Annotated in this window: 20 protein-coding genes; 10 read left to right on the top strand and 10 right to left on the bottom strand. The window is 60.6% G+C overall.

Features of this window, described 5'->3' with window-relative positions; translation table 11 throughout:
* Positions 1–66 precede the first annotated feature (66 nt).
* The 3 genes from ACH2DG_RS02655 to ACH2DG_RS02645 all read left to right on the top strand — a co-directional run bounded on the left by ACH2DG_RS02655 (position 67) and on the right by ACH2DG_RS02645 (position 3,774).
* Positions 67–1,860, top strand: a complete 1,794-nt coding sequence (locus tag ACH2DG_RS02655) for an acyl-CoA dehydrogenase (protein ID WP_395024172.1) — start codon at positions 67–69, stop codon at positions 1,858–1,860.
* 173 nt (positions 1,861–2,033) lie between these two features.
* On the top strand, positions 2,034–3,035 hold the full coding sequence (locus tag ACH2DG_RS02650; protein WP_395024171.1) for an NAD(P)H-dependent flavin oxidoreductase: 1,002 nt from the start codon (positions 2,034–2,036) through the stop codon (positions 3,033–3,035).
* Between the two features lie 106 nt (positions 3,036–3,141).
* Positions 3,142–3,774 carry a hypothetical protein gene (locus ACH2DG_RS02645; RefSeq protein ID WP_395024170.1) on the top strand — a complete coding sequence of 211 codons (633 nt, stop codon included), beginning with the start codon at positions 3,142–3,144 and terminating at the stop codon, positions 3,772–3,774.
* A gap of 15 nt (positions 3,775–3,789) precedes the next feature.
* On the opposite strand, the gene ACH2DG_RS02640 is transcribed toward ACH2DG_RS02645, so the two are convergent.
* A complete protein-coding gene (locus ACH2DG_RS02640) occupies positions 3,790–4,374 on the bottom strand; it encodes a GbsR/MarR family transcriptional regulator (RefSeq protein ID WP_395024169.1) in 585 nt (194 codons plus the stop codon).
* A 295-nt stretch (positions 4,375–4,669) separates the two neighbouring features.
* On the opposite strand from ACH2DG_RS02640, the gene ACH2DG_RS02635 reads away from it, so the two are divergent.
* Entirely contained in the window at positions 4,670–5,818 is a 1,149-nt protein-coding gene (locus tag ACH2DG_RS02635; RefSeq protein WP_395024168.1) for an acyltransferase family protein, read from the top strand.
* Between the two features lie 74 nt (positions 5,819–5,892).
* Here ACH2DG_RS02635 and rnk read toward each other — a convergent pair whose 3' ends face one another.
* Positions 5,893–6,306, bottom strand: a complete 414-nt coding sequence (gene rnk, locus ACH2DG_RS02630) for a nucleoside diphosphate kinase regulator (protein WP_395024167.1) — start codon at positions 6,304–6,306, stop codon at positions 5,893–5,895.
* Positions 6,307–6,517: 211 nt separating this feature from the next.
* Between rnk and ACH2DG_RS02625 the strand changes: the two genes are divergently transcribed.
* On the top strand, positions 6,518–7,726 hold the full coding sequence (locus ACH2DG_RS02625) for a PA0069 family radical SAM protein (RefSeq protein WP_395024402.1): 1,209 nt from the start codon (positions 6,518–6,520) through the stop codon (positions 7,724–7,726).
* A gap of 50 nt (positions 7,727–7,776) precedes the next feature.
* Here ACH2DG_RS02625 and ACH2DG_RS02620 read toward each other — a convergent pair whose 3' ends face one another.
* From ACH2DG_RS02620 to ACH2DG_RS02585, 8 genes are all read right to left on the bottom strand, one after another.
* Complete coding sequence (locus ACH2DG_RS02620) at positions 7,777–9,585, bottom strand: phosphoethanolamine transferase (protein WP_395024166.1); 1,809 nt, start codon at positions 9,583–9,585, stop codon at positions 7,777–7,779.
* A gap of 270 nt (positions 9,586–9,855) precedes the next feature.
* Positions 9,856–11,166 carry a citrate synthase gene (locus ACH2DG_RS02615; RefSeq protein WP_395024165.1) on the bottom strand — a complete coding sequence of 437 codons (1,311 nt, stop codon included), beginning with the start codon at positions 11,164–11,166 and terminating at the stop codon, positions 9,856–9,858.
* Positions 11,167–11,184: 18 nt separating this feature from the next.
* A complete protein-coding gene (locus tag ACH2DG_RS02610; RefSeq protein WP_395024164.1) occupies positions 11,185–11,475 on the bottom strand; it encodes a succinate dehydrogenase assembly factor 2 in 291 nt (96 codons plus the stop codon).
* A gap of 18 nt (positions 11,476–11,493) precedes the next feature.
* Positions 11,494–12,198, bottom strand: a complete 705-nt coding sequence (locus tag ACH2DG_RS02605) for a succinate dehydrogenase iron-sulfur subunit (protein WP_224151867.1) — start codon at positions 12,196–12,198, stop codon at positions 11,494–11,496.
* Between the two features lie 30 nt (positions 12,199–12,228).
* Complete coding sequence (gene sdhA, locus ACH2DG_RS02600) at positions 12,229–14,034, bottom strand: succinate dehydrogenase flavoprotein subunit (RefSeq protein WP_395024163.1); 1,806 nt, start codon at positions 14,032–14,034, stop codon at positions 12,229–12,231.
* Between the two features lie 22 nt (positions 14,035–14,056).
* Positions 14,057–14,422, bottom strand: coding sequence for a succinate dehydrogenase, hydrophobic membrane anchor protein (sdhD, locus tag ACH2DG_RS02595; RefSeq protein ID WP_224151869.1), 366 nt, complete (start codon positions 14,420–14,422; stop codon positions 14,057–14,059).
* A gap of 41 nt (positions 14,423–14,463) precedes the next feature.
* Complete coding sequence (gene sdhC, locus ACH2DG_RS02590; protein WP_395024162.1) at positions 14,464–14,898, bottom strand: succinate dehydrogenase, cytochrome b556 subunit; 435 nt, start codon at positions 14,896–14,898, stop codon at positions 14,464–14,466.
* Between the two features lie 136 nt (positions 14,899–15,034).
* Positions 15,035–15,829: a GntR family transcriptional regulator gene (locus tag ACH2DG_RS02585; protein ID WP_395024161.1), complete on the bottom strand. Its 795-nt coding sequence runs from the start codon at positions 15,827–15,829 to the stop codon at positions 15,035–15,037.
* Between the two features lie 269 nt (positions 15,830–16,098).
* Between ACH2DG_RS02585 and ACH2DG_RS02580 the strand changes: the two genes are divergently transcribed.
* From ACH2DG_RS02580 to acnB, 5 genes are all read left to right on the top strand, one after another.
* Entirely contained in the window at positions 16,099–17,085 is a 987-nt protein-coding gene (locus ACH2DG_RS02580; protein WP_224151872.1) for a malate dehydrogenase, read from the top strand.
* A gap of 18 nt (positions 17,086–17,103) precedes the next feature.
* Positions 17,104–17,892: a trans-aconitate 2-methyltransferase gene (tam, locus tag ACH2DG_RS02575; protein ID WP_395024160.1), complete on the top strand. Its 789-nt coding sequence runs from the start codon at positions 17,104–17,106 to the stop codon at positions 17,890–17,892.
* A gap of 8 nt (positions 17,893–17,900) precedes the next feature.
* Positions 17,901–18,887, top strand: coding sequence for an HpcH/HpaI aldolase/citrate lyase family protein (locus ACH2DG_RS02570; protein WP_395024159.1), 987 nt, complete (start codon positions 17,901–17,903; stop codon positions 18,885–18,887).
* Positions 18,888–18,946: 59 nt separating this feature from the next.
* Positions 18,947–19,543: a hypothetical protein gene (locus tag ACH2DG_RS02565; protein WP_395024158.1), complete on the top strand. Its 597-nt coding sequence runs from the start codon at positions 18,947–18,949 to the stop codon at positions 19,541–19,543.
* 69 nt (positions 19,544–19,612) lie between these two features.
* Positions 19,613–22,198 carry a bifunctional aconitate hydratase 2/2-methylisocitrate dehydratase gene (acnB, locus tag ACH2DG_RS02560; protein WP_395024157.1) on the top strand — a complete coding sequence of 862 codons (2,586 nt, stop codon included), beginning with the start codon at positions 19,613–19,615 and terminating at the stop codon, positions 22,196–22,198.
* Positions 22,199–22,206: the final 8 nt, after the last annotated feature.

Here is a 22,206-nt window from a genome sequence, read left to right as displayed (position 1 = left end):
GGCATCCGGCGTGGTGCCTTTTTCTTTGAGCGATACGCGATTGATTTGATGGTTGGAGACAAGACAATGAGCTACAAGGCGCCCGTAAAAGACATGCTGTTTGCGATCGAACACCTGGCCAGGATCGACCAGGTGGCGCAGATCCCGGGCTTTGAGGATGCCGGCCTGGATACCGCACAGGCTGTGCTGGAAGAGTGCGCGCGCTTCAATGAAGAAGTGGTGGCACCACTCAACGTGGCAGGGGATTTGCATCCCTCCACCTGGAAGGACGGCACGGTCACCACAACCCCCGGCTTCAAGGATGCCTTCAAGCAGTATGTGGAGGGGGGCTGGCAGGGTTTGCAGCACCCCGTGGATGCGGGCGGGCAAGGCTTGCCCAAGACGATTGGCGCGGCCTGTGTCGAAATGCTCAACAGCGCCAACATGAGCTTTGCCCTGTGCCCGTTGCTGACCGATGGTGCCATCGAAGCCCTGTTGACTGCCGGCAGCGATGCGCTCAAGAATACCTATCTCGAAAAGCTGGTTTCCGGCCAGTGGACGGGAACGATGAACCTGACCGAGCCACAGGCTGGCTCCGATCTGGCCCTGGTGCGAACGCGTGCCGACAAGGAAGCCGATGGCAGCTACAAGCTCTTTGGCACCAAGATCTTCATCACCTACGGCGAGCACGATATGGCAGAGAACATCGTGCACCTGGTGCTGGCCCGCGTGGCAGGGGCGCCCGAAGGGGTCAAGGGCATCAGCCTGTTTGTCTGCCCCAAGTTCCTGGTGAATGGCGACGGATCGCTCGGTGCGCGCAACGATGTGCACTGCGTCAGCATCGAGCACAAGCTGGGCATCAAGGCATCGCCCACCTGCGTGCTGCAGTATGGTGACAACGGCGGTGCGGTGGGTTACCTGGTGGGCGAGGAGAACCGGGGCCTCGAATACATGTTCATCATGATGAACGCTGCGCGTTACGCCGTGGGCATGGAGGGCGTGGCCATTGCCGAGCGCGCCTACCAGCATGCAGTGGCCTACGCCAAAGAGCGTGTGCAGAGCCGCCCGGTGGACGGCAGCGTGGCGGGCAGTGCCACCATCATTCACCACCCGGATATCCGCCGCATGTTGATGACCATGCGCGCCTACACCGAGGCTTGCCGTGCGATGGCGCTGACGGGGGCCGCATCGTTTGATGCTGCACACCAGCACCCCGACGCAGAGGTCCGCAAGGTCAACCAGGCCTTTTATGAGTTTCTGGTGCCACTGATCAAGGGCTACAGCACCGAAATGAGCCAGGAGGTGACCAGCCTGGGCGTGCAGGTGCATGGCGGCATGGGTTTCATCGAGGAAACCGGGGCAGCCCAGTACTACCGGGACTCGAAGATCCTGACCATCTACGAAGGCACCACTGCCATTCAGGCCAACGACCTGGTGGGCCGCAAGACGGCGCGCGATGGCGGGCAGGTGGCCAAGGGCATCGCCAGCCAGATCGAGGCGACCGAGAAGGCACTCATTGCCAGCGGTACCGAGGGTGCAAGCTCACTGGCCATCAATCTGGAAAAAGCCCGCAAGGCGTTTTTGGATGTGGTGGATTTTGTCGTCAGCACCAGCAAATCGGCACCCAACGATGTGTTTGCCGGCAGTGTGCCGTACGTGATGCTGGCGGGCAACCTGGTGGCGGGTTGGCAGATGGGCCGCGCCTTGCTGGCAGCGCAGGAGCTGCTGGCGGCTGGCAATGGCGACAAGGCTTTCCTCGAAGCCAAGGTGACAACCGCTCGTTTCTATGGCGAGCATATTTTGGTAAAAACCTCGGCATTGCGTGATGAAATTCTGCACGGCGGCGCATCGGTGATGGCCCTGCCGCTCGATAGCTTCTGACGGCAGGGCAGGCGGCCAATGATGACCGCCCGGATTGCCATGAAGCAAGGGGCTGCTTGCGCAAACATGGTGGGCGTGAGCAGCTTTTTTTACACCGATTACCTATGACAGGCGGCCTTTGGCAAGAGTGGCCGTCGGCAGGCCCGAAGGCCTTTTGAATCGAAGGAGATCCCATGTCCCAACTTCCTGGCGCATTGAAACACGTGCCGTTTCCAGTGATCGGTTCGCCGCTTTTCATCATCAGCAATCCCAAGTTGGTGATTGCACAGTGCAAGGCGGGCATTGTGGGCTCCATGCCTGCGCTCAATGCCCGGCCGGCCGAGCAACTGGAAGACTGGCTGGCGGAGATTACCGAAGAGCTGGCTGCGCACAACCGCGCCAATCCGGACAGCCCTGCAGCACCGTTCGCCATCAACCAGATCGTGCACCGCACCAACGAGCGTCTGGAGCACGACATGGCGCTGTGCGAGAAGTACAAGGTGCCCATCCTCATCACCTCGCTGGGAGCGCGCGAAGACGTGTTCCAGGCAGCGCACAGCTGGGGCGGCGTGGTGCTGCACGACATCATCAACAACACCTTTGCGCACAAGGCCGTCGACAAGGGGGCGGATGGCCTGATTGCCGTGGCAGCAGGCGCGGGAGGCCACGCGGGCATCAAGAGCCCGTTTGCACTGGTGCAGGAAATCCGTGAATGGTTCGATGGCCCGCTGGCGCTGTCGGGCAGCATTGCCAGCGGCCGCTCGGTACTGGCGGCGCAGGCCATGGGTGCGGACTTTGCCTATATCGGTTCGGCCTTCATCGCGACCGACGAAGCACGTGCCGTGGAAGAGTACAAGCAGATGATTGTCAGCTCCAATTCGGATGACATCATCTACAGCAACCTGTTCACCGGCGTGCATGGCAACTACCTGAGCCCGTCGATCCGCGCGGCTGGCATGGATCCGGACAATCTGCCGGTCTCTGATCCAAGCTCGATGAGCTTTGGCAAGGAGCGCAAGGCCTGGAAAGACATCTGGGGCAGTGGCCAGGGCATTGGTGCCATCAAGCAGGTGGTGCCGGCAGCGGAGCTGGTGGCGCGCCTCAAGCGCGAGTATTTCGCTGCCCGTGACGGATTGGTGGAACGTGCTGCCGCTGCCGAGCGCTCCGCTGCAGCAAGTGAGAGCGCTGTGGCCTGAGCACCGCGCTGGCCTGCGAGCTTGCGTTTCGACAGTTGTACAGCTGTTTACAGAACTTTTGGCTGATGGTGCGCTCCAATGGTGCGCCATCTGCTATAAGTTTTGTATGTTTCAGCGACGCAGGCCACCTGCATTTTCAATATCCCGCCGCGCCTGTATAGGTGGGCTGCTGGCGCTTTCGGCATTGCCCGGCTTTGCCGCAGGCGTGGAGAGAGCGGCCTCGTCCGCCCTGCCGCAGGGCGCGCGCAGCATCAGCATTACCCAGTCTCAATTGCAAAGCGCTGTGGCGGCAAAGTTTCCACTGGCGCGGTCGTGGCAGGGCATGGTGGTGATTCAGCTGCAAAAGCCCGCCGTGCAGTTGCTGGCCAGCAGCAACAGCCTGCGCACCATGCTGGATATCTGGGTGACTGAAAAGCTGATGAACACCGAGTATCCGGGCCAGATAGCGCTGGATTTCGGCCTGTACTACAGCGATGCCGACAGTACCATCCGCATGCAGCATGTCCGCGTGGAGCAACTCCACATGCAAGGCGTGCCGCTTCAATACCAGCCCATGTTCCAAACCTATGCGCCGCGCCTGGCGGAGCAAGTGTTGAACGGCCTTGCCGTGTATGAGCTTCCTGCCAGCCAGCGCATGCTGCTCAAAGGACTGGGCTATACGGTGCACAGCATGGAAGTGCAGGCGGACAAGCTGCGCATCGTTCTTGCGCCCAAGCCGCTAGGCACTGAGCAGCCCTAGAGCGTCAACACGTTCTTAGTCGTTGTTTTCTTTTTTACCTGCGGATTTACCCGTCAGGCGATCCTTGAGGCTGAGCACGCGGGTGACCGCACTGCCCATGCCCATCAGCTGCATCGCGGTTTCCGGGTTCAGGCGTTGCACGTCGTCAAACCAGGTCATCAGGCGGTCGATCAGATCGTACATTTCCTGCATGCGCTGTTGGGCGTACTTCTCATCGTCCGAATGGGTTTCCTGCAGCAGGGCGGAGCGCAGCATGGATTGCGTGGGCTCGATCTCTCTGCGGCGGCGTTCTTCCGCCAGTGTGCGGAATATCTCCCACACATCGTTGGGCGATTCGAAATACTCACGCCGGTCGCCAGGCAGGTGGCGCATGTGCACGAGGCGCCAGGACTGCAGCTCTTTCAACCCCATGCTGACATTGGAGCGCGAGAACGACAGGCCTTCGGCAATCTCATCGGCATTGATTGGGCGGGGCGACAGAAAGATCAGTGCATAGATCTGCCCGACGGTACGGTTGATACCCCAGCGGCTGCCCATTTCGCCAAAATGCGAAACAAACTGGCGGGTGAGTTCGGGCAGAGGAGCTTCGGGCGTTTTCATGGTCGGATTATCGGTCTTTTCAGAAAATGCTGAATCCATTGTGGCAGGGCAGCAGCGCAGTGAAGTTTGTTCTGTGTAAAGAGGACGAATTTGTGTGTTGCGGCGTCAACCAGCATACGCAAACAGGCGTTAGACCTTGAGCGGCACTGTTTATGCAGTGTTGCCACTGTGTTTGACCATTGTTGGTCTCCACTGCTGGAAGACTTTCCTGGCGTGCCCCTCCAATCCACGTTTGCAGCGATTGGTTGGAACGGGCCGGTCTTTCCCCCAGCGGTGAGCGGCCAGCCTGACGACCTTGTCTTCTACAACAACGCATAACAATCGCAATCTGTGGCTGGACGTCATCAAAGGAGCATGCTGCGCGGCCATCGTGTGGCATCACCTGGCCTTCTATGGCCCGATGTCCGACGTGGCTCGCCAAGTCACCCCGGGAGTCATCGACTGGCTGGCGGACTATGCCCGCATCGCCGTGCAGATTTTCCTGGTCATGGGCGGCTACCTGGCTGCCGCCAGCCTGGCGCCCCAGGGCGTTGCCCGGTTTGGCCAGCCGCTGGAAAAAATCGGCAAACGCGCGCTGAGACTGTTGGCCCCATATTCCGTTGCGCTGCTGTTTGCCGTTCTGATTGCCGCCTTGGTACGCCCCTGGTTTGCGCATGAATCCGTACCCGGCGAGCCCAGCTGGCACCAACTGATTGCCAATGCCCTGATGCTGCAGGACATCACGGGTGAAGACGCGCTGTCGGCTGGTGTCTGGTATGTGGCCATCGATTTCCAGCTGTTTGCTGCAGTGACGTTGCTGTTTGCCGCCACGCGTGGCTGGGAGCGGCGTTGGATGGGTCTGTCCGTCAGCCAGTACCTGGTGATCGGTCTGACCGCACTGTCACTGTGGGTGCTCAACCGCAACAGCGATCTGGACATGTGGTTTGTCTACTTCATCGGCGCCTATGGCGTGGGCATGCTGGCTTACTGGGGCAGGTCCAGCAGCCGTCCCTGGGCATGGACGGCGTTGCTTCTCCTGCTGGGGTTCGTTTCGTTCGAGATCGAGTTCCGCCTGCGCATTGCCGTAGCCTGCGCCAGTGCCGTGGCTTTGCTGTGGTTGATGCGTGTACCCTCCGATGGGAAGGTGGGCGATTGGCTGGCCGGCCATATTGCTCCGCTGCGCTGGTTGCAGTCGCTGGGGCAGTTTTCGTACTCGGTATTCCTCGTCCACTTTTCCATCGTGGTGCTGTGCAATGCCGTGGCTTCGCAAGTGATTGCGACACAGCCCTGGCTCAACTGGCTGGGCATGTGTGTGGCATTCGCACTGTCACTGCTGTCGGGGCGCGTGCTCTATCATTTTGTGGAGGCGCGTACGCCCAGTCTCAAAGGCGTGGCGCGTTGGGAGTTGGGCTTTATCGGCGCAGGCCTTGTCGTGAGCTTGTTGAGTGCCCGTTTTGCGCTGTAAGCGCTGGTCGATGCGACCTGAAACAAAAGCACGCCATGGCGTGCTTTTTCATGGGGTTGCCATGGCCTGAAGGGTCAGCGGTGCAGTTCGCCAGCGCGCTCCGGCTGGTAGACGATACCGGTCACGCGCACGGTCATGCTCTTGCCGCCCACCGAAGGCCATGCCAGCTCGTCTCCGACCGACAGGCCCAGCAGTGCGCTGCCGACCGGGGCGAAGACCGAGACCTTTTCGGTGCTGCCATCCAGATCCTTGGGGTAGACCAGGGTGAGCTGAAACTGTTTGCCCGATTCAGCCATGTCGAAGGTGACAGTCGAGTTCATGGTCACCACATCGGGCGGAATGTCCGTGGGATCGACGATGTCGGCACGCGCAATTTCCGCTTCCAGATCGGCCTTTCCAGGGAAAGCTGCGGCAGACATTTGTGCCAGCAATGCCTCCAGGCGATCCACGTCCAGCGACGACAAGATGAGATGGGGCTTGCGAGACATCAAAACTTCCTCCGGATGATGAAAAGTCGAACTGTAGGCGATCCGCAATCTCGCACCATATTGGTGCGAATAGAAGTTGGTCAATTCATCCCATTGGCAAGTCTGTCTTGTCTTTGTATACTGTATGAATACACAGTATCAATGATGAAGTACCGTGCCGCAAAACAAGCATTCCTCTCGCTCTCCCATCGTCTCTGATGGTGAGGAGTGGGTGCGTTCCGGTGAAGATGCGGAGCCGGTTCCAGTGGCGGTTGGGCCGGCTCGCCCGCCTCTGAAAGGGCGCGGGGCCGTCTCTGCGCCCCTGCACCGGTTTGCCAAGGAGCAGCGCGAATGGCTGGATGATGGCTGGAATGGAGCCGTGGCTCAAGGTGTCGGTATGGATGCGGAAGAGCAGGAGGCCTCGCATGACGAAGCGATCTGGTGGCAGCAGGCTGCGCAGGCACTGGGCACCCAGGTGCACGAGGAGCGGGCACGCAGTGCGATCCAGAAGAACGATTCCCCAGACATCTTCTTCGACCATTCGGTCAACCCGTACCGGGGCTGCGAGCATGGCTGCATCTATTGCTATGCGCGGCCATACCATAGCTACCTCAATCTATCGCCGGGGCTGGATTTCGAGACGCAGTTGTTTGCCAAGACCAATATTGCAGAGGTGCTGCGGCGCGAGATCGGCCATCCCCGCTACCGGCCGGCCTCGCTCAACATTGGCTCGGCGACCGATTGCTACCAGCCCATCGAGCGAGACTGGCGGCTGACGCGGCAGGTGATCGAGGTTCTGAACGAAGCCTGCCACCCGTTCTCGGTGATCACCAAAAGCAGTGGTGTCGAGCGCGATATTGATTTGATAGCGCAAGCCGCAAGCCACAAGCGCGCTGCGGCCTATATCACCATCACCACGTTGGATGGGAGGCTGGCAAGGTTGTTGGAGCCACGCGCTGCCGCACCGCGCCGAAGGCTGCAAACCATACGCCGCCTTGCAGAAGCAGGGATTCCTGTGGGCGTCAGTGTTGCGCCGCACATCCCCTTTCTGAACGACGACATGGAGCAGGTGCTGGAGGCTGCACGTGAAGCAGGTGCAACCACCGCTTTCTACACAGTGCTGCGTCTGCCCTGGGAGCTGAACGGTGTGTTTCAGCAATGGTTGCAGGCACACTACCCGCAGAGAGCCGCGCGGGTGATGGAGCGTGTGCGCGACCTGCACCAGATCAGCGACGAGGAGCGCACGCGTGGCAAAAGCTACAACAGCGACTATCTCACCCGCATGAAAGGCCAGGGCCTGTGGGCGCAATTGGTTCGCCAGCGGTTTGTGCGCAGTTGCGAGCAGCTGGGTTACGGACGCGAGCGGGAGCCGCTGGATTGGGCCCCCTTTGCCGCTTGGCAGCAGCGCCAGCGCGGGCCGCAGCAAAGCAGCCTTTTTTAGCCTGGTTTGGGTGCATACAGAGCTGCCACCCGTGCTGCAGGGGCAGATATTCAGGCGGGGGCGCCGGTATGGGCTGGCATGCCCGCCACACCCGGGCGTGCCTGGCTGCTGCCGGGATTGGCGCAACCGGCAAAAATATCCAGCTTGGCGTTGTGCAGACTGGTTTGCACATCCGTCAGGCCCAGCACGGAGTGAAAGTAGTTGTCGTGGCTGATCCTGCTGCTGCCCAGGGATTGCTGCAGGCAGGCCGTATTGACACCCATGCGCTGCTGCATCAGCGGCGACAGCCAGGTGATCCAGGGCACATGCTTTTGCACGTCGGGTGCGACGGAGTAGGGCAGGCCGTGCAGATAGATATTGTTCTCGCCCAGCGATTCGCCGTGGTCGGCCACGTACATCATGGCGGTGGGCTGGCGCTGGCCTTTCTGCTCCAGCCAGCCAATCAGGCCGCCCAGCATCCGGTCGGTCGCGATGATGCTGTTGTCGTAGGCGTTGACCAGCGATTCACGGTCGCATGACTGCAGGGCCACATTGGTGCACTCGGGCGCAAATTTCTTATCCTGGGAAAGCGAGCGCTTGAAATATGCCGGTCCGTGGCTGCCCATCTGGTGCAGTACCAGCACCACGCCGCGCGCACGCTGCTCCACAGGCAGTGCGTCGATGCGATTGTCCAGATCGTCCAGCAGGGCCATGTCGACGCACTCGCCATCCTTGCAAAGGGCGGCTTGTTCCTGTGGGTTCAGGCCAATGGCTTTGCCTGCATCGGTTTTTTCGGGAGCGGATGGCTGATTGCTGGCGGGCAGGGTTCCGGCACTGTGTACGCGAGCGCATACGCCCTTGCAGCCCGACTGGTTGTCTACCCACAGCACGGCGAGGCCAGCGCGTTGCAGCACATCCAGCAGGTTTTCGTAGGATTTGCTGCTGTTCTGACCGTCTCGCCCCAGGTGCGAGAACATGCATGGCAGCGATACTGCAGTGCTGGTGCCGCAGGACCAGGCATCCTTGGCTACAACCAGATCATTGCGGGCAGAAAGCTGGGGCGTGGTCGCGCGGTTATAGCCATACAGGCCAAAGTTGCCCGCACGGCCGGTTTCTCCCACCACGAGCACATAGATGGGGTATTGCGATTGGCCGATGTAGCTGGCGCCCAGCTTGGCATCCTGACCAATGGGGTAAAGCGTGGTGTCGCGGCGATGGAATTGCTGCACGCCCAGGCTGCCTGCGGCATACAGCGTGGAGAGCGGGTTCATCATGTAGCGCAGCTGTGTGTGGTTGCGCATGGTGGAGGAGATGGGGCGAAAGCCTGCCAGAACCACCAGCACCATGGCCACCACGGCCAGCAGCATGAACGCAAACTGGCGCAGCAGCGGGCGCCAGCTGGTGTTGGGCTGCAGGTTCTGGCGCAGCAACCACCAGGTAGGTGGTACCGCGATGGCCCCTACGGTGACAAAGAGGCTCCAGTGCAGCAGATCGCGCGCTTCACGCACATCGGTCTGCAGCACATTGACCAGCATGGACGCGTCAATGGAGATGCCGTAATTGAGCATGAAGTACGCTGCGAACGCCGACACCCAGCACAGAAGCACCATCACTGGCTTGGATGCACGGCCCCAGCTGAGCAGATTCAGGATGGCCCAGCAAGCGAAGGCAATGGCCAGGCCGAGGGCAAGACCCAATCCCCACTGCTGGGTATTTCCCAGGCCGGAGATGCCTGCAACAGCCTTCCACAAGGCCAGATTTCCAATGCTGGCAAGCCATAGGCTGATGACCAGCGCAACCCACCATACGGGACGAGCCCGTACCAGGCCTCGGCTGGAGCGCAATGCCAGTTCACCCAGAGCGGGCGGGTTGCCAGCCATGGAGGGCGGGAGGGCAGCACTGCCGGGGGGGACAATGGATTTACCAGCGAGAGAGAGCAGCCGGGCAAGAAACTTCATCCGCGCATGGTCGCGGGAGCAGCTTAAAGCGGCATTAATGTGTCACAGATATGAAATTGCCCCTTGACAGCCTCTTGAGCAGGTTATTGCCAGGTAAGAGGGTGCTGCGTGTCGTACAGGCCAAGAAAAAACCCGCCAGAGGCGGGTTTGTGCTGCGGGCGCACCTCGATATGAGGTGCTTGCAGAGGCAGATCAGCGCTGCGCGATAGGCTTGACGTCGCGCACCACCGAGCCGGTGTACAGCTGGCGAGGACGGCCAATCTTGTACTCGGGATCTGCCATTTGCTCGTTGAGCTGGGCGATCCAGCCCACGGTGCGGGCCAGGGCAAAGATGCCGGTGAACAGCTTGACAGGGATGCCGATGGCGCGCTGCACGATGCCGGAGTAGAAGTCGACGTTCGGGTACAGCTTGCGCGACACGAAGTAGTCGTCTTCCAGGGCAATCTTTTCCAGCTGCTTGGCCAGGGCGAACAGCGGATCGTTTTCCAGCCCCAGTTCTTCCAGGATCTCGTTGCAGGTTTCCTGCATCAGCTTGGCGCGTGGGTCGTAGTTCTTGTAGACGCGATGGCCAAAGCCCATCAGCTTGACGCCGCTGTTCTTGTCCTTCACTTGTTCCATGAACTCGCCCACCTTGGCGATACCGCCATTGGCCTGGATGTGTTCCAGCATGTTCAGGCAGGCTTCGTTGGCGCCACCGTGGGCAGGACCCCACAGGCAAGCCACGCCAGCGGAAATGGCGGCAAACGGGTTGGTGCCCGACGAGCCGCACAGACGCACGGTGGAGGTCGATGCATTCTGCTCGTGGTCTGCGTGCAGGATGAAAATGCGGTCCAGTGCGCGTTCCACCACGGGATTGACCTGGTATTCCTCGCAAGGGTTGCCGAACATCATGCGCATGAAATTGCCTGCATACGACAGATCGTTCTTGGGGTACATGTAGGGCTGGCCAACGCCATACTTGTACGCCATGGCAACCAGGGTTGGCATCTTGGCGATCAGGCGGATCGCGGCGATGTTGCGGTGCTCAGGGTTGTTGATGTCGGTGCTGTCATGGTAGAAGGCCGACATGCCGCCAACCAGACCGGTCAGCACAGCCATGGGGTGCGCGTCACGACGGAAGCCACGCAGGAAGAACTGCATCTGCTCGTTGACCATCGTGTGCTGGGTCACGGTGTTCTCGAAGTCGGCCTTCTGCTTTTCGTTGGGCAGTTCGCCGTACAGCAGCAGATAGCAGGTTTCGAGGTAGTTGCAGCTCTTGGCCAGCTGTTCGATGGGGTAGCCACGGTACAGCAGTTCACCCTTGTCGCCATCGATGTACGTGATGGCGGACTGGCAGGCAGCCGTCGAGAGGAAACCTGGGTCATAGGTAAACATGCCGGTCTGGGCATACAGCTTGCGGATGTCGATCACATCCGGGCCGATGCTGCCCTGGTAGACCGGCAGGTCCACGCTTGCTGAGCCATTGCTAAACGATAGCGTGGCTTTGTTGTCTGCTAGTTTCATAACTGGTTCCTTCTCGAGTTAGTCCGCTAGGGATGTGCGGTGTTTTCGGCTGCGCAGCATTCCCAGCACTTCATGAACATCAGGTGTGTCGAGGTCGCCTGTTGGTTCCTTGCGGTTGAGCAGCAAATCCAACAGATCGTTGTCCGACAGATTCATCAAAGCGGTCAGCCCTTGCGCCTGGCGGACATTCAGGCTTGCTCCATAGGTGTGGAAGAACTGCTCGATGAAGATGTCGTTCTCCACCAGGCCGCGGCGGCTGCGCCAACGCAGCAGATCACGGGCACGTTCATCCAGCAGTTCGTTTTCCATCTTTGCTCTACCCGGTTCTTAGACGGCGCGACGAACCATCAGTTCCTTGATCTTGCCAATCGCCTTCGTGGGGTTGAGGTGCTTGGGGCACACGTCCACGCAGTTCATGATGGTGTGGCAGCGGAACAGACGGTACGGGTCTTCCAGATTGTCCAGGCGTTCGCTGGTGTGGTCATCGCGGCTGTCCGCGATGAAGCGGTAGGCCTGCAGCAGACCGGCCGGGCCCACGAACTTGTCAGGGTTCCACCAGAACGATGGGCAACTGGTCGAGCAGCTGGCGCACAGAATGCACTCATACAGGCCATTGAGCTCTTCGCGCTCTTCGGGCGACTGCAGACGCTCCTTGTCGTTGGCGACAAAGCTGTCAGCCATCAGGTAGGGCTTGATCGAGTGGTACTGCTTGAAGAACTGCGTCATGTCCACGATCAGGTCGCGGATCACGGGCAGGCCAGGCAGCGGCTTGAGCACAATCTCACCCTTCAAGGTGTTCATGTTGGTCAGGCACGCCAGACCATTCTTGCCGTTGATGTTCATGGCGTCCGAACCGCAAACGCCTTCACGGCAGGAGCGGCGGAACGAGATGGACGGATCCATCTCCTTGAGCTTGACCAGTGCGTCCAGCAGCATGCGCTCGTGACCGTCGAGTTCCACCTCGACCGTCTGCATGTAAGGCTTGGCGTCTTTATCGGGGTCGTAGCGGTAGATTTTGAAAGTACGCTTCATTTGGGATGTTCTTTCGTGGGCTGCGTGGATTTAGAACGTACGGACCTTGGGAGGTACGGATGGCACGGTCAGAGGCTTGAGCTGGACCGGCTTGTAATCCAGGCTGTTGGAATCGCTGTACCACAGGGTGTGCTTGAGCCAGTCGATGTCATTGCGGCCCAGAGGGTACTTGGGATCGTCGGCGGGATGCTCGTAGTCATCCACGGTGTGGGCGCCACGGCATTCGGTACGGGCAGCCGCAGAGACCATGGTGGCTTGCGCCACTTCGATCAGGTTGGCCACTTCCAGTGCTTCCATGCGGGCCGTGTTCCAGACCTTGGACTTGTCCTTCAAGGTTACACCGCCCACGCGAGCGCGGATCTCGGCAATCTTCTTGACGCCTTCGTCCATGCTCTTTTGCGTGCGGAACACACCTGCGTGCTGCTGCATGCAGTTGCGGATGTCGTTGGCCACGTTCTGCGCATATTCGCCACTGCTCGATTCATCGAGCTTGTTGAGGCGCGAGAGCGAGAAGTCGGAAGCGTTTTCAGGCATTTCCTTGAATTCGCCATAGCCATTGACGTAGTTGACGATGTGCTTGCCGGCCGACTTGCCGAACACCAGCAGGTCCAGCAGCGAGTTGGTGCCCAGGCGGTTGGCGCCGTGCACCGACACGCAGGAGCATTCGCCCACGGCGTACAGCCCGTTGACCACGTTGTTCTTCTCGCCATCCCACACCACGACCTGGCCGTTGATGTTGGTAGGAATGCCACCCATCTGGTAGTGGATGGTGGGCACCACGGGGATTGGCTCCTTGGTGATGTCCACGTTGGCGAAGTTGTGGCCGATCTCTTCCACGGACGGCAGGCGCTTGTGGATGGTTTCGGCGCCCAGGTGGGTCATGTCCAGCAGAATGTAGTCCTTGTTGGGACCGCAGCCACGGCCTTCCTTGATTTCCTGGTCCATCGAGCGCGAGACGAAGTCGCGCGGAGCCAGGTCCTTCAAGGTGGGCGCATAGCGCTCCATGAAACGCTCGCCGTCGCTGTTGCGCAAAATGGCGCCTTCACCACGGCAGCCTTCGGTCAGCAGCACGCCCGCGCCGGCCACGCCGGTGGGGTGGAACTGCCAGAACTCCATGTCCTGCAGCGGAATGCCAGCGCGCGCCGCCATGCCCAGGCCGTCGCCGGTGTTGATGAACGCGTTGGTCGATGCCTGGAAGATGCGGCCAGCACCACCGGTAGCCAGCAGCACGGCCTTGGCGTGCAGCTCATACAGGTCTCCGGTTTCCAGCTCCAGCGCGGTCACGCCGATCACATCGCCCGATTCGTCACGGATCAGATCCAGTGCCATCCACTCCACGAAGAAGTTGGTCTTGGACTTGACGTTCTGCTGGTAGAGCGTGTGCAGCATGGCGTGGCCGGTACGGTCGGCTGCGGCGCAGGCGCGTTGCACAGGCTTTTCGCCATGGTTGGCCGTGTGGCCGCCAAATGGACGCTGGTAGATCGTGCCATCGGGATTGCGGTCAAAAGGCATGCCGAAGTGTTCAAGTTCGTACACAACCTTGGGTGCTTCACGGCACATGAACTCGATGGCGTCCTGGTCGCCCAGCCAGTCGGAGCCCTTGATGGTGTCGTAGAAGTGCCATTCCCAGTTGTCCGGCGACATGTTGCCCAGCGATGCGGACACACCACCCTGCGCCGCCACGGTGTGCGAGCGGGTGGGGAAAACCTTGGACAGTGCCGCAACGGACAGGCCAGCCTTGGACAGCTCCAGTGCAGCGCGCAAGCCAGACCCGCCTGCGCCAACGATGACCACGTCAAACTTGCGTTTGGTGATGTTCTCTTTTGTATAGCTCATTGTTTTCTTTCAATCGCAGGGATCACAGACGCCACAGGACCTGGAGACCCCAGCCGAGGCAGCCAACCAACCACACCAGCACGAACACCTGCAGCACGAGGCGCAGGCCGGCAGGCTGGATGTAGTCCATGAAGATTTCGCGCATGCCCACCCAGGCGTGGTAGGCCAGGGCGACCAGGGTGCCGACGGTGATGAACTTCATCCACTGGTGGGCAAAGATGCCTGCCCACTGCTCGTAGCCGATGGGGCCCTTGATCAGCAGTACCTGCACCAGCAGGGCCACGGTGAACAGCGCCATCAGCAGGCCGGTCACGCGCTGGGCCAGCCAGTCGCGCAAGCCGTAGTGGGCACCTGTCACGACACGCTTGGAGCCGTAATTGACGGACATGGGATTTCCTTTCTATTCTTGGGTAATGCAGTCGCAGGCGATCAATACAGGCCAAACAGCTTGGCACCCAGGATCGCGGTGAGGATCAGGCTGATTGCAAAGCAGGCGAGGGCGGAAGAGCGGCCAAATTCCTTGGTGACCGACTTGTGCGAGACATCCATCCAGATGTGGCGCAGACCGGCGCAGAAGTGATGGAGGTAGGCCCAGATCAGTGCCAGCACCACCAGCTTGATGAACCAGCCAGCAAAAATGCCGGCACCCGTGTTGAAGGCGGCGGCAAATCGGGCGTAGGAGTATTCCGACGAAATCGAGGTATCGAGCAGCCAGATCACGAATGGCAGCAGCACAAACATGATCAGACCGCTGGCGCGGTGCAGGATCGACAGCTTGGCAGCCGCGGGCAGGCGATAGGTCGTGAGGTCCGATAGAGGGTTGATATTTCGGAACTCTGGCCGCTTTTTCGTGGTATCTGTCATGGTGAGGATATCTTTCGTGGATGTAACTGCTATGTAATCGGGTTGCTCAAACCGGGAAAATTTTATTGCAATGCAGCGCAAAGGTCTGAGGGTTTTTCATTAACCCCTGGGTGATCGCTATGACTTGACCGGCGCACTAGCTCAGGGTATTGCTGTAGTGGTGGGTGTCCGTGCGGTAAAGTCCTCTTCGTAATTCCATGGGAACATCGTTATAGGTATAGGCCACGCGCTCCACACTGAGGAGCGGGGTGGCCTGGTCTACGTGCAGAAGCTGGGCCTGCGCTTCGTCCGGCAGTACGGCGCGCAGTTTCTCCTCGGCACGCACCATGCGCACGCCGTATTCCACCTCGAACATGGCATAGGTGGCGCCGGGGTAGTCGCGCATCTGCTCGGCAGACAGGCCCTTGAAGTTGCTGCTGGGCAGCCAGAGGTCTTCCAGAATGGTGGGTGTGGACGCCAGAACCAGCACGCGCCGCACGTGGATCAGGGATTCACCCGTGGGAACCTGCAGCAGCTTGCAGATGTCGCTCAGGCCCTTGATGGTACGGCACGAAATGATATTGCGCTGGGTGGGCCCTTCTTCGTTGCGATCACCGGCATCGGGCAGCAGCCGCAGAAAGCGGTATTGCACATTGCGCTCTGCATGGGTGGCCACAAAAGTGCCCTTGCCCTGGCGGCGCAGCAGCAGATTCTCGGCAGCCAGTTCGTCAATGGCCTTGCGCACGGTCCCCTGGCTGACGCGGTAGCGGGCAGCCAGCTCCATTTCGCTGGGAATCATCTCCCCTGGCTTCCAGGCCCCTGCCTGCAGGCTTTGCAGGATCAGGCTCTTGATCTGCTGATAGAGCGGGCTGAAAGCCGGTGCGCCGCCACCCACGCTGTCGCCCGCAGGCGTGCTGCTGGTGTCGTTTGCGTTGGGGGTGGAGGATGTCATGCGCTTGTCTCTTCGGAGGCTTAACCTCTCGTGCGCCGCTCGTCGGGCGGCGCCAGTCAGTACGTATCTCGGATGCACATATTGTAGCAACCGAAGCTGCAATCATATCTTATATAAGACATAAGACAAATTGACTGAGTGATCTGTTCAAGAGTACACTTGCACGTTGTTTACAGGCCTGTAACTGGGATGCTGCCAGCCGTAAAGCGACATGTTTTACCGGTAATGGCCTGGATGGACACCTCTCATCTATTTTCTGGAGTTTTCCCATGAGCAAGAAGCCCGTACGTGTCGCTGTCACCGGCGCCGCTGGTCAAATCGGTTACGCCCTGTTGTTCCGCATCGCTTCCGGCGAAATGCTGGGCAAGGACCAGCCAGTCATCCTGCAATTGCTGGAAATCCCGGACGAAAAGGCCCAGAACGCGCTCAAGGGCGTGATCATGGAACTGGAAGACTGCGCATTCCCGCTGCTGGCCGGCATCGAAGCCCACAGCGACCCCATGCAGGCTTTCAAGGACACCGACTACGCACTGCTCGTGGGTGCCCGTCCCCGCGGCCCTGGCATGGAGCGTGCCGACCTGCTGGCCGCCAATGCACAGATCTTCACTGCACAAGGCAAGGCGCTGAACGCCGTGGCTTCGCGCAACGTGAAGGTGCTCGTGGTGGGCAACCCTGCCAACACCAATGCCTACATCGCCATGAAGTCGGCACCTGACCTGCCAGCGAAGAACTTCACCGCCATGCTGCGTCTGGACCACAACCGTGCTGCCTCGCAACTGGCTGCCAAGGCCGGTTTCAAGGTGGGCGACATCCGCAAGCTGACCGTCTGGGGTAACCACTCGCCCACGATGTATGCCGACTACCGTTTTGCCACGGTGGACGGCAAATCCGTGAAGGAAACCATCAACGACCAGGAATGGAACAAGGATGTGTTCCTGCCTACCGTGGGCAAGCGCGGTGCTGCCATCATCGCCGCTCGTGGCCTGTCGTCGGCAGCCTCTGCCGCCAATGCCGCCATCGACCACATGCGCGACTGGGCCCTGGGCTCCAATGGCGAGTGGGTCACCATGGGCGTGCCTTCCAACGGTGAATACGGCATCCCTGCCGGCATCGTGTTCGGCTTCCCTGTGACCACCGAAAACGGTGAGTACAAGATCGTGACCGGCCTGGAAATCGATGCCTTCTCGCAAGAATGCATCAACAAGACCCTGGCCGAGCTGCAAGGCGAGCAGGATGGCGTCAAGCACCTGCTGTAATCTGGCGAGGCAATAGACATGGTTCAGTGGAACGCCCAACTCTACAGCCGCTTTGAGGACGAGCGCACGCGCCCGGCCGCCGAGCTGCTGGCGCGAGTCCCTTTGGCTGATGACGCGGCGTATGTCGTGGACATCGGCTGCGGCCCGGGCAATTCCACTGAACTTCTGGCCCGGCGCTTTGTGCATGCACAGGTGCTGGGTGTCGACAATTCGCAGGACATGCTCACGGCTGCGCGTGCACGTCTTGCGAATGCCCGCTTCGAACTGTCAGATATCGCCAGTTGGCAACCTGAAAAGATCAATGGCCGCCTGCCTGACCTGATCTTTGCCAATGCCGCACTGCAATGGGTGCCGGATCACGAACAGCTTTTTCCGCGCCTGCTTGGCATGCTGGCGCCCGGTGGCGTACTCGCCATCCAGATGCCGGACAACCGCGAAGAGCCTACGCACCGCCTGATGCGTGCAGTGGCTGCCGAGCAACCCTGGGCAGACCATATCGGTGATCCGCATGCGGTTCGCACCGATTTGCTCGCCTTGAATGACTACTACGATTTGTTGGCCCGTGACGCGCAGGTGGATGTGTGGCGCACGGCATACCAGCACCCAATGGACAGTGCCGAGGCCATTGTCCAATGGGTTCGTGGCACCGGACTGCGTCCGTTCCTGGAGCCTTTGAATTCCGAACTGCAAGCCAGCTTTCTGACCGAATACACGCGCCGCATCGACGCGGCCTACGGCAAGCGCAACGATGGCAAGCGCCTGCTGGCATTCCCTCGCTTGTTTTTGGTGGCCAGGCGCCCCATCTGATGCCCGATATGAGCGTTTCTGCCATCCATCCTGCACAGGTTCTGCTCGGCGCCCAGGGCGGCGCCCTGAGCTTGCCGGTGTGCGACCATTACAGCGGCGTGGAAGAGCGCATGCGCAAAAGCCTGGCCTTGCAGGCAGAGATGATGGCCGAGTTTGGCCGTTGCGTGTTCGATGTGACCCTGGACTGTGAAGACGGCGCTGCCGTCGGTCAGGAGAAGGAACATGCGCGGCTCGTCGTATCGCTGGCCAATGGCGCCGCGCCGGGTGCTCGGGTGGCTGCACGCGTGCATGCGGTGGATCATCCGTCGTTTGCCGATGACATCGCCATGATTGCGGGCGAAGCGGGCAGCAGGCTCTGCCACATCATGCTGCCCAAGGTGGAGTCGGTGGACGATGTGGTGCAGGCGGAAAAGCTGCTCCAGCGTGCGACCGATGCGGATGTGCCTCTGCATGTCCTGATCGAATCGCCGCAGGCGGTGCACCGCGCATTCGAGATTGCCGCGCACCCGCGCGTGCAGAGCATCAGCTTCGGGCTGATGGATTTTGTGTCTGCCCACGGCGGCGCAATTCCTTCCAGCGCCATGGGCGTGCAGGGGCAATTCACGCATCCGCTCGTGGTGCGGGCCAAGCTCGAAATTGCCGCTGCCTGCCACGCCTATGGCAAGGTGCCGTCGCATTGCGTGGTAACAGAGTTTAAAAATCCTGACGCGATGCAGCAGGCTGCCCACAGGGCGGCCAGCGAGTTTGGCTATACGCGCATGTGGAGCATTCACCCCGCACAGATTCGCCCGATCCTGCAGGCATTTGCGCCGGCGGAGGCGGAAGTCGCACTGGCTGCACGCATTGTGCGGGCTGCGGCCGATGCGCAGTGGGCCCCCATCAGTGTGGATGGAGTGTTACACGATCGCGCCAGTTATCGTTACTTTTGGCAAGTTTTGGAGCGGGCTGCGCAAACTGGCTGCCCTTTGCCGAGTACAGTGCGGGAGTGGCTGTAACCAGATCCGGTCAGCCTATTTCCAATCTGTTTCTGCGTTGTATCGCGGGAGTTATTGTTATGAAAAATCGCGTGATTTCGTTGTTGGTGCTGGCTCCTGCGCTGGCCTTGGTTCAAGTGGGTGCACAGGCTGCAGAAAAGAAGCCCGCCAAGCCTGCCGCCGCTACGGCCAAGAAGGCCGCAGCCCCCGCCAAGAAAACGGCTGCCAAAAAATCCACCGCCAAGAAGGGCGCCGCGGTTGCCGCTGGCGCTGCTGGTGCAGTAGCCGTCGGCTCTGCCGCCGCCATTCCTACCCAGCAGACGCTCACGCCTGCCGAGCTGGCCATTGCCGAGCAGGTGTACCAGGGCCGCATCAGCTGCGAACTGGGCGCTTCGGTGAGCATTGCCAAGGATTCGGTCAACCCCGGCTACTTCTTTGTGGAAGGCAAGGGCTTCAAGTACCACATGTCGCCTGTTTCCACCTCCACCGGTACGGTGCGTCTGGAAGATGCCAAGGCAGGCGCGATGTGGCTGCAAGTGGCCAACAAATCCATGCTCATCAACCGCAAGCTGGGCCAGCGCATGGCTGACGAATGCATGAGCCCGGAGCAAAGCCAGGTGGCTGAAGCCATCAAGAAAAACCCCCCCGCCGCCTTGTTTGAAGGCAACGGCCGCTGATCCCTGTCAGCGGCGCGGATGCAGCAGGCACGGCGCGCCCCACCATTGAAATAGAGAACCGGAGTAAGTATGTTGAAAGCCTACCGCGACCATGTGGCTGAACGCGCCGCACTGGGCATTCCCCCGCTGCCCTTGGATGCCAAGCAGGTTGCCGAGCTGATCGAGCTGATCAAGAACCCTCCCGCTGGTGAAGACGCTTTCCTGCTGGATTTGCTGACCCACCGCGTGCCCCCGGGCGTGGACGATGCTGCCAAGGTCAAGGCGTCCTTCCTGGCAGCGGTTGCGCATGGCGACATCAAGGTGGGCCTGATCTCCAAGGCCAAGGCGACCGAATTGCTGGGCACCATGGTGGGTGGCTACAACGTGCAGCCGCTGATCGAATTGCTGGACGATGCCGAAGTCGCCGCGGTGGCCGCCGAAGCGCTCAAGAAGACCTTGTTGATGTTCGATTACTTCAACGACGTCGCCACCAAGGCCAAGGCTGGCAATGCCAAGGCCAAGGAAGTGATGCAGAGCTGGGCCGATGCCGAATGGTTCACCTCGCGCCCCAAGGTCGAGGAAAAGATCACGGTCACCGTGTTCAAGGTGCCTGGCGAAACCAACACCGACGATCTGTCGCCAGCGCCCGATGCATGGAGCCGCCCCGACATTCCGCTGCACTACCTGGCGATGCTGAAGAACACCCGCCCAGACGCGGCCTTCAAGCCCGAGGAAGATGGCAAGCGCGGCCCGATGCAGTTCATTGACGACCTGAAGAAAAAGGGCCACCTCGTCGCCTACGTGGGCGACGTCGTCGGTACCGGCTCTTCGCGCAAGTCGGCCACCAACTCCATCATCTGGGCGACCGGCATGGACATCCCCTTCGTGCCCAACAAGCGCTTTGGTGGTGTGACGCTGGGCGGCAAGATTGCGCCGATTTTCTTCAACACGCAGGAAGACTCCGGCTCGCTGCCGATCGAAGTCGATGTCTCGAAGATGGAAATGGGCGATGTGCTCGACGTCTTCCCGTACGAAGGCAAGGTCGAGAAGAATGGCGCCAAGATCGCCGACTTCGCCCTCAAGAGCGACGTGCTGCTCGATGAAGTGCAAGCCGGTGGCCGTATCAACCTGATCATCGGCCGCTCGCTGACCGCCAAGGCCCGCGAAACGCTGGGCCTGCCTGCATCCACCGCTTTCCGCCTGCCGCAAGCCCCTGCTGCTTCCAATGCAGGCTTCACGCTGGCGCAGAAGATGGTCGGCCGTGCATGCGGTCTGCCAGAAGGCCAGGGCATTCGTCCCGGTACCTACTGCGAGCCTCGCATGACCACCGTGGGTTCGCAAGACACCACCGGCCCGATGACCCGCGATGAGCTCAAGGATCTGGCTTGCCTGGGCTTCTCGGCTGACATGGTGATGCAGTCCTTCTGCCACACCGCAGCCTACCCCAAGCCCGTGGACGTGAAAACCCACCGCGAGCTGCCTGCCTTCATCTCCAACCGTGGCGGCGTGGCCCTGCGTCCTGGTGACGGCGTGATCCACAGCTGGCTCAACCGCCTGCTGCTGCCCGATACCGTGGGCACCGGCGGCGACTCGCACACGCGTTTCCCCATCGGCATCTCGTTCCCTGCAGGCTCGGGCCTGGTGGCCTTCGGTGCCGCCACCGGCGTGATGCCTCTGGACATGCCTGAATCCGTGCTGGTGCGCTTCAAGGGTGAAATGCAGCCCGGCGTGACGCTGCGCGATCTGGTGCACGCAATTCCTCTGTACGCCATCAAGGCAGGTCTGCTGACCGTGGCCAAGGCTGGCAAGAAGAACATCTTCTCGGGCAAGGTTCTCGAAATCGAAGGTCTGCCCGACCTGAAGGTGGAGCAGGCATTCGAGCTGTCCGACGCCTCGGCAGAGCGCTCGGCCGCTGGCTGCACGATCAAGCTCAACCCCGAGCCGATCAAGGAGTACCTGACCTCGAACATCGTTCTGATGAAGAACATGATCGCCGACGGTTACGCCGACGCCAAGACCCTGCAGCGCCGCATCGAGAAGGTGGAAGCCTGGCTTGCCAAGCCCGACCTGCTCGAAGCCGACAAGGACGCCGAGTACGCCGCCGTGATCGAGATCGATCTGGCCGACATCAAGGAGCCTATCGTCTGCTGCCCCAACGACCCGGACGACGCCAAGTTCCTGTCCGAAGTGGCCGGCACCAAGATCGATGAAGCCTTCATCGGTTCGTGCATGACCAACATCGGCCATTTCCGCGCTGCAGCCAAGCTGCTGGGCGGCCAGCGTGACATCCCCGTCAAGCTGTGGGTGGCACCGCCCACCAAGATGGACCAGAGCGAGCTGATCAAGGAAGGCCACTACGCCGCCTTCGGCACTGCTGGTGCACGTACCGAAATGCCCGGCTGCTCGCTGTGCATGGGTAACCAGGCCCAGGTGCGCGAAGGTGCAACGGTGATCTCCACCTCCACCCGCAACTTCCCCAACCGCCTGGGCAAGAACACCAACGTGTTCCTGGGCTCGGCCGAGCTGGCTGCCATTGCATCGCGCATCGGCAAGCTGCCTACCAAGGAAGAGTACCTGCAGGAAATGGGCGTGATCGATGCCGACAAGGCCTCGGTGTACCGCTACATGAACTTCAACGAAATCTCGGAGTACGCAGAAGTCGCAGAGAAGGTCTGAGGCTCAGT

This window comes from Comamonas odontotermitis, from assembly GCF_040396735.1.
Taxonomy (GTDB): domain Bacteria; phylum Pseudomonadota; class Gammaproteobacteria; order Burkholderiales; family Burkholderiaceae_C; genus Comamonas; species Comamonas odontotermitis_C.
This window is presented reverse-complemented; position numbering and strand designations above follow the sequence as displayed.